The sequence below is a fragment of the Labilithrix luteola genome (assembly GCF_001263205.1).
Taxonomy (GTDB): domain Bacteria; phylum Myxococcota_A; class Polyangia; order Polyangiales; family Polyangiaceae; genus Labilithrix; species Labilithrix luteola.
In genome coordinates, this window is the sequence record NZ_CP012333.1 from 10,983,329 (window position 1) to 10,997,340 (window position 14,012).

Sequence of the window (14,012 nt, forward strand, 5' to 3'; positions counted from 1 at the left end):
GTACAGTGCGTGACCAAATGAGCGCTTGGAAGCGGGGTGTGGGACCGAAGCGACGAGGTGGCCTACTCGGCGCGGACAAGCGGGGCGTTTGGCTCGCGCTCGTCACCGCCCTCGCAGCCTCGGTGCCGACCACGGCCGTTCACACGGCATGGGGCGAAGCGCCGACCAGCGCCGCGGGGGCCTCGACCGGCACGACGGCGAAGGCCGATGCCTCCGAACGGTTCACGGGCGAGACGCCCGACGCGACCGTCGACGTCCAGAAGCGGCGGGCTCTCGCCAGCAAGTCGGAGGCGGACGCGATGGCGGCGCTCAGCGTCATCACCGCCATCGCCGACCGCGCGAGCGAAGGTGTCGCCGAACGCGCCGTGAACGAGATCGCCAACGCTGCGAATGTCTCGGCTGAGGTTCGCAGCGAGGCGATGACGGTCGCACGCGCGATGGCTGCGGACGAAGGACGACCCGAGGGCGCGGAGAAGGCGCGCGCTGCCGGCATCCTCACCGACGTGGCCGTGCTCGGTCCGTTCCGTGACACGGGCGGCGGGCTCGACGCCCACGATGGTCCCGAGGCAAAGGGAGCAACCGCAGCGACCTTCAGCGATCCACGCACCAGCTATTCCTGGGGAACGGTCGATGTCGGCTGGCGTGGGGTGCCGTACACCTTCGCGCAGGCGAGAGGCATTCCGCTCGATCTCTTCGTCCACCCGCGGAAGGAGAGCTGCTCCTTCGTGGCTTCGAAGATCCAGCTCGACACGGCGAGGCCCATCGTCGTCCACCTCGCGGCTTCGGGTCAGGCGCGCCTCGCATTCGACGGCGTCGACATCGCGAAGAGCGACGACGTTAATGCTCGCGGTCTCATCGATCGACTCGCGGCACGCGTCGACGCAACGGCAGGGCCGCACCTCGTCTACGCGAAGGTGTGCTCGGGCGCCCTGGAGGACGAAGGCCGCGTTCGCCTCCGCATCACCGACGTGAACAACGCGCCCCTGCGCGTGATGGCGAGCGCAGAGCTCGCACCGAAGAGCGGCGAGAGCATCCCGTGGGGCAAGACGAAGTCCCAGAAATTGGTCACTCCGCTCGTCCGCACCATCACGGCGCAAGCCAAGGGTACGAGCACGAGCGACGGCCTGCTCGACGCCGCCATCGTGCGCTCGCTCGCCGGCGCCGACGATCAGAAGAGCCCGCGCGGCCCAGGTCAGCTCGATGCACTCCTGCAGAACAAAGACCTCGACGCCGATCGCGTAGCCATGGCGGCGTGGGTCTCGACCGGCGCGAACAAGAGCGGCCGGCTCTACCGCGCGCGCACACTCGCCACCAAGGCGAACGACGCCGCGGTGACCGCGTTCGTCGATCGCCGGCTCGTCGAGCAGCACCTCGACACGGACATGCCGGACTGGGCCATCGCCTCGTTCCGCGGCGCGGGCCTCGACAAGAAGAAGGACTCCGAGGCCGTGCTTCTCGGCGCTCGCACGCTCCGTGCGCTTCGCGTCGAGTCGCTGCAAATCCAGTCCTTCCGCGATCTGCAGGCCGCGTTCCACGCGTCACCGCAGCACGTCCCCGACGCATTGGTGATGGAGCTCGCGGGGGTCGCCAAAACGCGTGACGCGAAGACGTGCATCGACGCCGCCGAAGAACTCGCTCGACGCGGGATCCGTGGCGGAGTCCTCGTCGAAGCGATGAGCGCACGCGGCAAAGACGCGGTGGTGAAGGCCGCCACCGACGCGTTCGCGGGCGGAATGGATGACGCCGACGAAGCGCTCGAGGTCGCCAAACAGGTGACCGATGCCGGCGCGCACGACGTTGCCGTTCGTCTCTTCGGTACGCTCACCGTTTGGGCGCCGAACCGCGCCGAAGTCTGGGCCGGTGTCGCTCGCGAGATGTCGGCGGTCCCCGAGGGCGCCGCCGAGCCGCAGAAGATCATGCTCGCGCTGCGCCGCGCCCGCGAGCTGCAGCCGGGCGACGCGAAGTACCGCGCCGAGCTCGCGCTGCGGGCGAGCGCTGGCAAGGCCGGCCAGCAGCAAGAGTCGATCGACGACGAGCGCTGGCTCACGCCCATCCAGACGATCCTCGCGCGCCGCAAGGGCGTCCCCGTCGGCAACACGCCGCCCGAGGTCGCGGACCGCGAGCTCCATTGGCTGCGTGCAGTCCGCATGCATCCCGACAATCGCGTCTCGCAGCTCATCCAGTACGCGCGCGAGATCGTCATCGCACCGCGCACGCAGCAGGAGCTCTTCGAGCAGATCCCCCCGGAGGGGGATCTCACCGAGATCCTCCGCGCGCGCGTCCACAAGAAGTCGGGCGGCGTCGCCTTCCCCGTCGAAGAGCACAACGACGGCGTGCGGCCGCGCATTCGCTGGCCCGAGCTCGAGCCGGGCGACACCGTGGAGGTCGTCGTTCGCCAGTGGACGAGCACCGCCATCGGTGGTCGTGGAGACGCGCCTTACTACTTCATGGACTACGCGGGCGCGCCGTCGAGCCATCCGCTCCTCTACAACGAGGTCGTGGTCGAGACGCTCCCCGGCCACCCGCTCTACATCGACGTCCTCCACGACAAGCTTGCTCCGTACAAGCGCGTCGAGAAGGACGAGCGCGGAATGCACGTGCTGCAGCTCGTCTGGGACAAGCCGATGCTCGTTCCCGAAGAGCCGCTCGCCCCGCAGCTCACGGAGACCACGCCGGTCATCGTCGGCTCGACGTTCCACACGTGGGCAGATTTCCGGAAGTGGTACGGCGAGGCCGTGCGCGGCTTCACCGAGCCTGACGAGGAAGTCCGACGTATCGCCGCCGAGCTGACGAAGGGCAAGACCACGCGCGAAGAAAAGCTGCGTGCGCTCTTCGAGTTCGTGGCCGACGACATCCGCTACGTCAACTACGTGAGCGGTGAGTGGTGGCTGCCGAACCGCCCGCAGCAGCTGCTCGCACGCCGCGAAGGCGACTGCGACGACAAGGCGATCCTGCTCATCACCTTGCTCAAGTCGGTCGGCATCGAGGCGCAGGAGGTCATGGTGCAGACGCGCCTGACCGGGCAGCCTTCGGTGTTGCTCGCGAAGAACGCGGCCGTGCCGCTCTTCGATCACGGCATCGCGTTCTTGCCCGGACCGGGGGGCGGTCAATACCTCGACGCGACGAGCCCCGGCTCACGCCTCGGTCCCCTGCCCTCGATGGATGCACGCGCGATGGCACTCCGAATGGACGGCCCCGCGGAGATCGTGCAGCTGCCAAACGCCTCGCCCGAAGACCACGGCGCCGACGTCTCCTGGACCGTCACGCTCGCGGCCGACGGAAGCGGCGAGCTCGTGGGCGACGAACGCCACACGGGCGACAGCGCCTTCTGGCTCCGCACGAATTTGTCGCAAGCCGAGGCGCGCGCACAGCACGTCGAAGATGCGCTCGTCTCGCCGTGGTTCCCCACCGTCGAGGTCGACAAGGAAATCGACTTCAAGGGTGACCTCAAGGGCGGTCAGGCCACGGTGAAGTACAAGGCCAAGTCACGCGGGCTCGCGCGCCGCGAAGGCAAAGACCTCGTGCTCTCGCTTTCGCCCAGCAACACCTTTGGCTCTTCGCTCGCGCCGCTCGTCGAGCGCTCGCTGCCCGTCAGCTTGCCCTCGCATCTCGCGCCGAGTCACCAGAACCGCACGATGCGCGTCGTTGCCCCCGCGGGCTTCACGTGGGGAGAGCTTCCGCCCGGCGGCGACGCCAACGGCAGCTCGTACGGCCGCGCGCACATCGAAATCACGCGTGACCCGAAGGATGCCCGCGTGCTGCTCGTGAAACGGAGCGTCGTGTTCGACCAACACCTCATCCCCGTCGACAAGTACGCTTCGTGGCGTAGTTGGATTCAGCAGGTCGACGCGCTGATGCATAAGGAAGTCCGGCTCGTGCCCGCCGGAGGCGAGAAATGAGCTCGAAGATCTGGAAGACGCACACCGCGCTCGTCTCGCTGGGCGTGGTGCTCTCGGTCGGCTGCGGCGGCGCCGGCAAACACGCCAAGAGCCCGGCAGGGATGGGCAAGCTCGCTCAGCCGGTCTCCGCGGCCTTCAAAGAAGAAGCCACGGGCGATCAGGTCAAGGCCGTCGATCTCTGGGTGCGCGCGCTCGACGTGGCGGCCCAGTCGCCCGAAGAGCCCGCGAGCGTCGCGGTGGCCATGGCGTCTCTCGATGCCCTCATCCATCGTGACGTGGCAGCCTTCTCGGACATCGCGCGGTCGAGCGCGCTCGTCGACCGCATCGAGCCGAGTGTGCTCGCCAAGGCCGGCGGCGCGATGGATGCGCGCCTTGCCAAGGTGCAGGAGCATGCCGAGGGTCCGTTCGCGCGGCCGCTCGTGGCACGTGGTCGGCTCGCACTCGCCGAACGCCGCGGCGACGTCAACGCGGCGAACACGCTTCGCGCGGAAACGGGATGCGTGCGCGAAGCGACGGTTCTCGCGCCCGTCTCGTGGACGCCCGTGAGCGGCGTCGATCAACCGAGTCCGCTCGATCGCGCAGACGCCCCCGTTCCTCAGGAAATCCCTGGCCCCGGCCCCTTCACGACGACCGTAAAGCCCGTCGTCGCCAAGGCGCTCGGGTGTCATCTGCCGCTCTACGCCGAGACGAACATGAACGGCGTGCGCGAGGTCGTCGTCGACGTCGAGGTCCCCAAGGCGGGCACCATCGGCGTCGGCCTCCGCACCGACGACGCCGCGAACCTGCGCGTCGGTGGCAAGGTCGCCATCACGAGGCCGCACTCCGCCGGAGACGCGGGCGTCGCGCGGTTCGCACGCGTGGACGTCGACCGCGCGGGAACGCTTCGCCTCGTCGCGCGCATCGGCATGGACGAGGACTTCGCCACGTTCGAGCTGGGTGCGTGGGACGAGGACGGCAAGCCGCTCAAGGCTCACGCCCCCCTCCCGGGCTCGAAGGCGAACGTCTCGGCGAAGAGCGCCGAGATGATCCAGCCCGGCGTCCCCAAGACCGTGGACGAGCGACTGACCGTCGCTCTCGGCGCGCTCGCGGCGCGCGAAAGTCACGCCGCCGAGTCTCTCCTCGAGCCGCAAATCGCGCAGGAGAGCACCCCTCCGGAGCTCCTCATGACCTACGGCCGCGCCGTGCGCATGGCGCGCGACCTGCCGATGGTCAAGGCGACCGAGCGCGCACGCGGTGCCTACGACCGCGTGCTCGATGCCTGGCCCTCGTCGTGGGAGGCCATCATCGAGCACGCCGTACTCGCAGGCGTGAGGCGCGCGCGGACGGAAGCGCGCATCGAGGCGCTCAGCGATCTCGACAAGACGCTCGCGAAGTCCAAGGTCGCCTCCTCGCCTGCCCTGGTGTCGGCGTTCGAAGCGGGAACCGCGGGCGCCGAGCAGCTCTACGACCGGGCGAACGCGGCGCTGCAGAAGGCACGCGTGGGTATTCCCAACACGCCGCTGCTCTTCGACGTGACGCGCCTCGCCGGTGAAAGGACGGGCAAGGAGCTCGTGGCGTTCGAGTGCGACGAACACGCGCCGTCGGACCGCTCGAGCCTCGCCTGCCACTACGCGCTCCTTGCAGCAGGCGATCGCGCGGGCTCGGAACGCGAGCTCGAACGACTGCGTGCGCTGCTCGCGAGCCCACAGCTCTATCTCTCGCTCTCCACGAAGGACGCGCTCGAGACCGGGGACATGGCGCGAGCCGCCCGCATCTACGACGCGATGAATCCCGGCGATCGCCAGCTCTCCACGCTGTATGCCGTGAAGGGCAAGGGCGGCGTCGCGGACCTGCTCAAGCTCGCCGTCGTCGCGCGCGACGCACCGTCGGCACTTCCGGGTGTCTTGCGGGCCGCGGGCAACGATCCCATCGCAGGATGGGAAGGCGTCGCCGAAAAGGTCACCTCTGACGAGAAGGGCGGCGCCCTCCTCGCGAACGCGGCGACGGCCATTCTCGCGCACGAAGAGAAATACGACATCGACGCGAGCGGGCTCCTGCACTTCCTCCAGCTCGACGTGCGTCGGGTGATGGGAACGACCGACGTCGAGGCGAACGCGCAAGCGGGCGCGCCGATGCTCTTCGGTCGCGACACGATGCGCATCCTCCGCCGCCGCATCTTCAAGAAGGACGGACGCATCCTCCTGCCCGATCGGACGCCGAACGCGTCGCAATCGCATGCCGACCTCTCGCAGCTCGAAGCGGGTGACGCGGTCGAAGCGATCTACGAAGGCTGGGCCGTGCCCGCTGAGATGGGCAACATCGGCATCGACACGCCGGACCTCCTGCCCGAGCGCACCGCTGTCCGCAACGCGCGCATCGAGCTTCGTCTTCCGCAAGGGCTCAAGGGCTCACTCTGGAGCCACCCGATGCTCGGCAAGGCCGAAGAGCGCACCGAGCAAGGCAAGCGCGTCCTCACGTGGACCATGAAGGACCGCGCGGTCCGCCGGCTCGAGTACGGCGTTCCTAAGATGGACCGCGCCGTGGGCGTCAGCTTCTCGACGACCACCTGGGCCGACGTCGCCAAGGGTCTTCGCGAGACCGTAGCCTCACTCGAGTCGTCCGATCCGGAAGTCACGAAGTGGGCTCACGAGGCCGCGGCCGGCAAGAGCCCGTCGCGCGAGCTCGTCGAGGCCGTCGTCGCTGCGTCGGGCAAGGCCGTGATGGAGGCCTCGGGCAACATCCTCGCCGACATCGACCTCGGCCGCGGCGGTCAGAACATGACCGCACGCACGATGCTCGCCACGCACGAAGGAAGCCGCACGTGGCTCATCGTCCGCGCGCTGCACGAGCTCGGCGTGAAGGCGGACGTCGTCGTCGCCGAGAACGAGCCGTTCAGCGATAGCCCGAATTTCCCCCCGCACTTCGGTCGCTTCATGCACCCGCTGGCGGTCGCTCACGTCCCTGACGCGGGCAAGACGACGGACGTGTGGATCGACGCCGACGTCCCCGGCCCGCCCCTCCCCGCCGGACGCATCTCGCCCGAGCTACGCGGACGAAACGCGCTCTGGCAGGACGGACGCATCGAACCGCTGCCCGCCGTGGCGAGCAACGAGGAGCGCGACGAGATCGATCAACGACTCACGGTCGACGACCAAGGCAATGCCAAGGGCGTCCTCACCGTGCTCCTGCGTGGTCGCGCCTCGCAGGATCTCGCCGAGGCGCTCGTCCGACTCGTCGGCGCCGAACGCCAGCGCGCCCTGCGCGGCATCGCACTCGGTTGGATGCCGTTCGCCACGGTCGAGAAGGTGGAGCTCTCGTCTTCCGAAGGCAGCTGGCAGATCGCCATTCGCGCCGAGCTCTCGGCACCGGCGTATGCGCAGGTCGAAGGGCAGAAGCCCGGCAACCGAACCTGGGTCTTGCCGGGCATCGACCCCGTCCACTACGTGTTCCCGCGCCCGTTCGTCTCGACGCTCGCCTCGAGCTACGCGAGCCAGGCCTCGCGAGAGAACGCGCTCGCCATCAACCGCGCAGCCCAGTACCACGTGCGCCGGCGGGTCGAACTGCCGCCCAAGGCCCAGATCATGCGCCTGCCCGGGCCGTTCGAAGGCAAAGGACCGCTCTTTTCGGCCAGCCGAAAAATCAACGTGCAGGGCAACAACATCGAGGAGGATTTCACCCTCGACGTGACGACCGGGACCGTCCCCCGCGAGCGCTACGACGAGTTCGTCAACGCGGCCCACCGCACGGACGACGCGTTCCGCGCGAGCACCCGGGTCAAGCCCCCGACCCCCTGAGATCCACCACGCGAGCGATGCCCCGGGGTTCCGGCCTTCGGGGCAGCTTGCCCTCCCTCGGCCCTTAAATTAGGGTTCGCCTGGCATTCCCCGGCGCGACTCGACGCGTCCGGACTTTTGGACCGGGTTTCGAAGCGGACCCGGTGGCGAGGCGAGACGAATGAGCGGCCACTCGAAATGGGCGACGATCAAGCACAAGAAGGGCGCGGTCGACGCCAAGCGCGGCAAGCTCTTCACCAAACTCATCAAGGAGCTGACCGTCGCAGCTCGCATGGGTGGTGGTGAGCCGGCCAACAACCCGCGCCTTCGCAAGGCCATCGCCGACGCGAAGGGCCAATCGATGCCCGGCGATACGATCAAGAACGCCGTGAAGCGCGGCACCGGAGAGATCGAGGGCGCGGCGTACGAGGAAGTCCTCTACGAGGGCACCGGCCCTGGCGGCACGCTCTTCCTCGTCGAAGGCGCAACCGACAACCGAAACCGCACCGTCGCCGAGATCCGCAAGATCTTCGAGAAGAACAACGGCAACCTGGGCGGCGCCGGCGTGGCGGCGTGGGCCTTCGACCGCCGCGGCCTCATCACGCTCGACAAGGGCGTCGCGAACGAAGACCAGCTGATGGAAGTGGCGGTCGGCGCGGGCGCCGAAGACTATGCCGACGACGGCGAAGTCTGGACGGTCACCACGCCCCCCGACGTGCTCAACGTGGTGCTCGAAGCTCTCGAAGCCGCGAAGATTGCCGTGAAGGCGTCGCAGCTCGGCTTCATCCCCAAGAACAAGAAGGCCGTCACCGGCCGTGACGCAGAACTCTGTTTGAACCTCGCCGAGGTCCTCGACGACCACGACGACGTGCAGAACGTCTACGCCGACTTCGACGTCTCCGACGAAGAGATGGCGCGCCTTTCGTGACAGGTCAGAGCGAGGGAATCACGGTGCTCGGGCTCGATCCGGGCACTCGGAATTTCGGGTGGGGCATCGTGCGGAGGATCGGCACGCGCCTCACCCACCTCGCGCACGGCGTCATTGCCGTCGGCGACGACCGCCCGCTCGGCAAGCGTCTGGTCGCCATCGAGCAAGCGCTCGACGAGGTGATTCGACGTCACTCCCCGGTCGAGGTGAGCATCGAGTCGCTCTTCTTCGCGAAGGACGCCCAGGCGGCCGCCAAGCTCGGTCACGCGCGAGGGGTCGCCTTGCTCGTATGCACGCGGGCGGGCCTCGACGCGTACGAGTACGCCCCCACGAGGGTGAAGCGAAGCGTCACCGGGACAGGACGGGCCGACAAATCCCAGGTCGCGGCCATGATGAAGGTCCTGCTCGGGCTCCCCGAGACGCCGCGCTCCGACGCCGCGGACGCCCTGGCCATTGCGGTCACACACCTGCAGGGCCGCGCCCTGTCCGCCACGACCAAGACCGCCCGGGTCGCCGGTGGCGGTCTCGTGGCGAGCATCCCCTTCAAGCGAGCCCGGTAGCGCCAGCGCAGCCGAAGGCGAAAAGCGGTCGCCGGTCGCGTCGACAAGCGCCGACAAGCCCGATTTGCCGAGAATCCTTGCCCGGGCGCCTGGCCCGCAATATTGCATGGCCTTGGTACGTCAAACCTAGGGAAGACGGCGGAGAACTCGACCGTTGGCCGTTCGAACCCCGCCCTGAGCTTCCTCGCATTCTCGTACCTTTGCCGGAGAACCGTTCATGCGCCGCATCGCCGCCCTCGCTTTCGCCGCCCTCGTTGCCGTTGCCGTTCCGTTGGTCTCGACGGACAGCGCCGCTCAGGCTGGCGCGCAGGCTCTCCCGGCTGCCAAGGCGAACGAGGTCGCCACGAAGGTCCAGGCCTTCTACGACCGCACCACGTCGTTCGCGAGCGACTTCACGCAGGAGTTCTTCGTGAAGTCCCACAACGTGAAAAAGACGTCGAAGGGCACCGTGACGTTCGCGAAGCCCGGCAAGATGTACTGGGATTACTCGAACCCCGCCGGCAACCGCGTCGTGTCTGACGGGACCATCCTCAAGGTCTACGAAGCTGCCAACAAGCAGATGTTCGAGCAGACCGTGAACAAGTCGCAGTACCCCGCGGCGCTCTCGTTCCTCGTCGGCGGCGGCAAGCTCACCGAAGTCTTCAATTTCGAGCTCTACGACGGCGCCGCGATGGGCTTCCCTGGCGGGCAGGTGCTCGTGGGCACGCCCAAGCAGCCCACGCCCGCCTATCAGAAGGTGCTCTTCTACGTCGACTCGCAGACGGCCCAGGTGCGCCGCGTCCTCATCGTCGACGGGCAAGGCAACCGTAACCGGTTCGACTTCGAGAACCCGAGGGTCAACGTGCCGGTCAACGACGACATGTTCAAGTTCACGCCGCCCGCCGGCACGCAGCTGATCAAGCCCTGACCACGTCCTCTTGCCCAGCGTGTGGCGCCGCCGCCACCTCCGACGGAACGTGTGCTCGATGCGGCAACGCGTGGGGTGAGGGAAACCGTTGCCCGCATTGCCGGGCGCTCGCAGGCATCGAACCGCGCGTCTCGGGCACGCTTACGTACTGGATTTGCGCCGTCTGCGGAGGCCCGCGTACGCCCGGAGGGCTCGGCGGAACCGCGGCGGCGCAGGCCCTTCGTGAGGCCAAGCTCGCGCGAGGGAAAGCCACCCGCTCGATAGCCGCGAGCTGGTTGTTCGGCTCGATGGCCGTCTTCACCGCGGTCGTCCTGGCCGCGGCGTGGCCGGCCGCGCTCGCGGCGAAACTCGTTCTCCTCGCCGTCGCGCTCGCGCCAACGCTCCTCGCGGTGCGTTCGCGCGCGAACGCCGGGAAGGCCAGGTCCGTAGCCGACGAGGCGATCGAGCGGGCGATGCTCGCCGCCGCCGAAGAAGTCGTGGCCCGCGCCCCCCATGGAATGACGGCCGCCGAGCTCGCCACGCGCCTCAAGATCGACGAATCGCGCGGAGATGCGCTACTCACGCGACTCGCCGTCCACGACCGAACGCGCGTGGACGTCGGCGACGACGCCGAAGTGCGCTACAGCGTGCGCGGTACGACACTCGACACGGCCGGCGTCCGTGTCAAAGGCGGAGACGACGCAGCACTCATGGACCGCGACCTCGATCAGAACCTGGACCTGGAGCTCGCCGACGATTCGGCGCGCAAAACGCGAGGCTCGCGATGAACGACCGCAAGCGGCGCTCACTCACCAACGTCGGCGGCGAGATCGACGTCGGTGGCAACCCCGACGAAGGACAAGTCCTGGCGCATGCGCTCGACGTGGCCCCCACGTCCGAGGCCGACGCACCGGATCGCGCGCACGTCCACGGCTTCCACGCCTACCCTGCGCGCGCGCATCCCGTCACCGTGCGCCGCCTCGTCGAAGGCTTCTCGACCGAGGGAAAAACCGTGCTCGATCCGTTCTGCGGCTCGGGCACCGTCCTCATCGAAGCGATGCTCGCCGGTCGCAACGCCGTCGGCACCGATCTCAATCCGCTCGCCGTCATGCTCGCGCGCTCGAAGACTTATCCGCGCAAGGCCGAGGCCACGGCCGCGCTCGTCGAAGCTGCCCGCGGCGTCGCGGCGTTCGCCGACGCGCGACGGAAAGCGAAGTCGGGAGCGACGCGGCGGTTGCCCAAGGAAGACGTGGCGATCTTCGCGCCGCACGTCCTCCTCGAGCTCGACGGCATTCGCGCCGGGATTGCCGAAGCGCCGCCCGAGGTGCGCCCCGATCTCTCGCTCGTCCTCTCTTCCATCCTCGTGAAGTTGAGCCAGAAGAAGGGCGATACGTCGGACGAGGCCGTGGAAAAGCGCATCGGCCAAGGCTATCCCGCACGCCTCTTCGTCAAGAAGACCGAGGAGCTCGCGCGCCGCTTCGACGAGTTCGCGAAGCTGCTGCCCTCGCCTCCTCCGCGCGCGCGCGTCGTGCTCGACGATGCGACCACGCTGTCGAAACTGGACGACGCTTCGGTGGACGCCGTCATCACGTCGCCGCCTTACGTCGCGACGTACGATTACCTTGCGCACCACGACCTCCGCATGCGCTGGCTCGGCCTCGACACGCGGCGCTTCGCCGAAGGCGAGCTCGGAGCTCGGCGCCACTACGATCGCCGCTCCGCGCGCGACGCGCGACGTGCATGGGAAGACGAGCTCGGCCGTTTCTTCGAAGCCATCGCACGGGTCACGCGCCCCGGGTCGCCGATCATCTTGCTCATCGCGGACTCGGCACTGGCGCCAGGCCCGCGCGGCGGCGCCGCCGAGCCGCTCTGGGCCGACGAAATTGTCGGCGACGTCGTCGAGCGCTTCCGGTCCTTGACGGCCGTAGCGCGTGCCTCCCAAGCACGACCGCACTTCCACGGTCCGACCGCCAGCGCCTTCAGGGACCGCCCGCGCGCCGAGCATTTGCTGCTCGTCCGGCGCCGGTGAGCACTGCCGTTGCACCGCGCTTTGCACACGAAAAAAACATGGTAAGAGGCGCCCCATGCCCACCGTGACGTTCGAATCGGCCGACGGATCCATCAAAAAGACCGTCGACGCGCCCAAAGGCGGATCTCTCGCCGATCTGTGCGACGACCACGAGGCTCCGATTCCGTTCTCGTGCCGAAGCGCGAGCTGCGCCACGTGCCACATCGAAGTGCTCGAAGGCGCCGAAGCGCTGCTTCCGCCCGAGGACGAAGAGCTCGACGTTCTCGAGGCCATCGACGCCGCTCCGCCGCGCTTCCGCCTGGCGTGCTGCGCGAAGATGAAGGCCGGCGCCGCAACGGTCCGCGTTCGCGCTCAGAACGACTACTGAGACCAAGCGAACGGCCCGTGCCGTTCCAATAGGCCGGGTATCGAACGTTCGTGAGACGTTCGCGAGAGCTGCGGGGAAAGGCGCAAAACTGCGCATTTTCCTTCGCGGCGCGAACCTTTTTTCGCGCCGCGAACGGTTGACGAAGACCAACCGCGCGGCCTACTGAGTGCCTGCTCGTCGCGAGCTCGTCACCTTCGTTCCGCGAAGTTGGTACCCGCTCGCCATTCCCATCACATTCGCGCTGGCAAGTGGCGAGAAACGTGCAAGGAAGCGACAGGTCCGCATGACGCGAATGTTCGAACCTGAGCGACAGGGGCGCTCCCGTCAACTCGCAGCCGTCTCGCCCCCGGTCTCCCGGGCACACTCCGCCCCGAGCGCGGGCGTTGTCGACGTCAATGACGCCGTGCACGCCGAAGACGCCGAAGACGCGATCTCCGGGATCCTCGCGCGCCCTGGAGTGTCCGGCATCGCCGCGCTGCGCGCGGGTCTGTTTTCACGGGTCATCGAGAACGTTGCCTTTCAGGATCTGTTCGTCGCCGGCTACTTCGTGGCGATGCTCTGTGCGCTCGCGCTCGGCACGGGGCCGAACCGCGAGGCCTGCGCACGTACGGTTCTGATCGACCTCGCGATCGTCATCGCGGGCGTCACACTCACGCGCGGCAGCATTCTTCGCCAGGGCACGTTGGCGAACGCGCTGACCTACCGGCTTTCGCTCTTTTTCCCGGTCTTCCTCTCGTACTTCCAGCTGCGCCACATCCTTCCGGCGGTCGCGCCCGGCTCGGTCGACGGGAAGCTCGTCGAGCTCGATCTCCGCATCTTCGGCGTCGAGCCCGCGCTCGCGTGGGACCGCTACGTGACGCCGCACACGACCGAGTGGTTCGCGTTCTTCTACTTCGGCTACTTCTTCCTGCTGACCGCGCACGTCCTCCCGATGATGTTGAACGCGTCGAACCGATTTCGGCTCGCGCACTTCTCGCTCGGCATCTTCATGGTCGTGTGCATCGGGCACTTCACGTACATGCTCGTGCCCGGCTGGGGCCCGTACCACTATCTGGAAGGCCACTTCCAACACCCGCTGACGGGAGGCCTCTTCTGGCATCTCGTGAAGGCGACGGTCGACGCGGGCGGCTCGCAGAAGGACATTTTCCCGAGCCTCCACACCGCGTTGCCCACCTATTTCGCGCTCTTCTCCTTCATGCATCGGAAGGCGTTTCCCTTCCGTTACACGTGGCCGCCCCTCGCATTCGCGGTGACGCAGATCATCGGCGCGACGATGTTCCTGCGCTGGCACTACCTGATCGACATTTGCGCAGGCCTGACGCTCGCTACGACGGCGGCACTCGTCAGTCATCGGATCGTCACCTGGGAGACGGCGCGTCGCGAAAAGCGCGGTTTGCCGCCGATTTTCACGCTTCTCGTCTGGCCGCGCAGTCACGCTTCGCACGACGCGATCGGTGACTCGGTCAACGAATCGGCCGACAGCACGCCGTCGAGCGCAAAACGAAACCTTCGCGACGCAGAAGATCCTCGAGAAGGGGCGGCGCAGTAGCCGGACGCGTGCTAAGGAAGAGCCGCCTCGCAAAAAGAGCGT

General features: G+C 67.9%; 9 protein-coding genes. All 9 read left to right on the forward strand.

Going from position 1 to position 14,012, the window contains the following annotated elements; translation table 11 throughout:
• The first annotated feature begins 17 nt into the window (after positions 1 to 17).
• The 9 genes from AKJ09_RS47365 (at position 18) to AKJ09_RS47405 (ending at position 13,970) form a co-directional block, all read left to right on the forward strand.
• A complete protein-coding gene (locus AKJ09_RS47365; protein ID WP_146654457.1) occupies positions 18 to 3,899 on the forward strand; it encodes a transglutaminase-like domain-containing protein in 3,882 nt (1,293 codons plus the stop codon).
• Positions 3,896 to 7,672, forward strand: coding sequence for a hypothetical protein (locus tag AKJ09_RS47370; protein ID WP_146654458.1), 3,777 nt, complete (start codon positions 3,896 to 3,898; stop codon positions 7,670 to 7,672). The genes AKJ09_RS47365 and AKJ09_RS47370 overlap by 4 nt, the downstream gene beginning before the upstream one ends.
• Positions 7,673 to 7,832: 160 nt before the next feature.
• Positions 7,833 to 8,579: a YebC/PmpR family DNA-binding transcriptional regulator gene (locus AKJ09_RS47375; protein ID WP_146654459.1), complete on the forward strand. Its 747-nt coding sequence runs from the start codon at positions 7,833 to 7,835 to the stop codon at positions 8,577 to 8,579.
• Positions 8,576 to 9,139: a crossover junction endodeoxyribonuclease RuvC gene (ruvC, locus tag AKJ09_RS47380; protein WP_146654460.1), complete on the forward strand. Its 564-nt coding sequence runs from the start codon at positions 8,576 to 8,578 to the stop codon at positions 9,137 to 9,139. Before AKJ09_RS47375 ends, ruvC begins: the two co-directional genes overlap by 4 nt.
• Positions 9,140 to 9,356: 217 nt before the next feature.
• Complete coding sequence (gene lolA / locus AKJ09_RS47385) at positions 9,357 to 10,046, forward strand: outer membrane lipoprotein periplasmic chaperone LolA (protein ID WP_146654461.1); 690 nt, start codon at positions 9,357 to 9,359, stop codon at positions 10,044 to 10,046.
• Positions 10,047 to 10,333: 287 nt separating this feature from the next.
• Positions 10,334 to 10,813, forward strand: a complete 480-nt coding sequence (locus tag AKJ09_RS47390) for a hypothetical protein (RefSeq protein ID WP_146654462.1) — start codon at positions 10,334 to 10,336, stop codon at positions 10,811 to 10,813.
• Positions 10,810 to 12,054 carry a DNA methyltransferase gene (locus tag AKJ09_RS47395; RefSeq protein ID WP_146654463.1) on the forward strand — a complete coding sequence of 415 codons (1,245 nt, stop codon included), beginning with the start codon at positions 10,810 to 10,812 and terminating at the stop codon, positions 12,052 to 12,054. The genes AKJ09_RS47390 and AKJ09_RS47395 overlap by 4 nt, the downstream gene beginning before the upstream one ends.
• A 55-nt stretch (positions 12,055 to 12,109) precedes the next feature.
• Positions 12,110 to 12,421, forward strand: coding sequence for a 2Fe-2S iron-sulfur cluster-binding protein (locus AKJ09_RS47400; RefSeq protein WP_146654464.1), 312 nt, complete (start codon positions 12,110 to 12,112; stop codon positions 12,419 to 12,421).
• A gap of 403 nt (positions 12,422 to 12,824) precedes the next feature.
• Positions 12,825 to 13,970: a phosphatase PAP2 family protein gene (locus tag AKJ09_RS47405; protein WP_169928520.1), complete on the forward strand. Its 1,146-nt coding sequence runs from the start codon at positions 12,825 to 12,827 to the stop codon at positions 13,968 to 13,970.
• Positions 13,971 to 14,012: the final 42 nt, after the last annotated feature.

Coding starts and splice junctions, on each gene's coding strand:
- AKJ09_RS47365 (WP_146654457.1), top strand. CDS start 18: ATGAGCGCTTGGAAGCGGGGTGTGGGACCGAAGCGACGAGGTGGCCTA.
- AKJ09_RS47370 (WP_146654458.1), top strand. CDS start 3,896: ATGAGCTCGAAGATCTGGAAGACGCACACCGCGCTCGTCTCGCTGGGC.
- AKJ09_RS47375 (WP_146654459.1), top strand. CDS start 7,833: ATGAGCGGCCACTCGAAATGGGCGACGATCAAGCACAAGAAGGGCGCG.
- lolA (WP_146654461.1), top strand. CDS start 9,357: ATGCGCCGCATCGCCGCCCTCGCTTTCGCCGCCCTCGTTGCCGTTGCC.
- AKJ09_RS47390 (WP_146654462.1), top strand. CDS start 10,334: ATGGCCGTCTTCACCGCGGTCGTCCTGGCCGCGGCGTGGCCGGCCGCG.
- AKJ09_RS47395 (WP_146654463.1), top strand. CDS start 10,810: ATGAACGACCGCAAGCGGCGCTCACTCACCAACGTCGGCGGCGAGATC.
- AKJ09_RS47400 (WP_146654464.1), top strand. CDS start 12,110: ATGCCCACCGTGACGTTCGAATCGGCCGACGGATCCATCAAAAAGACC.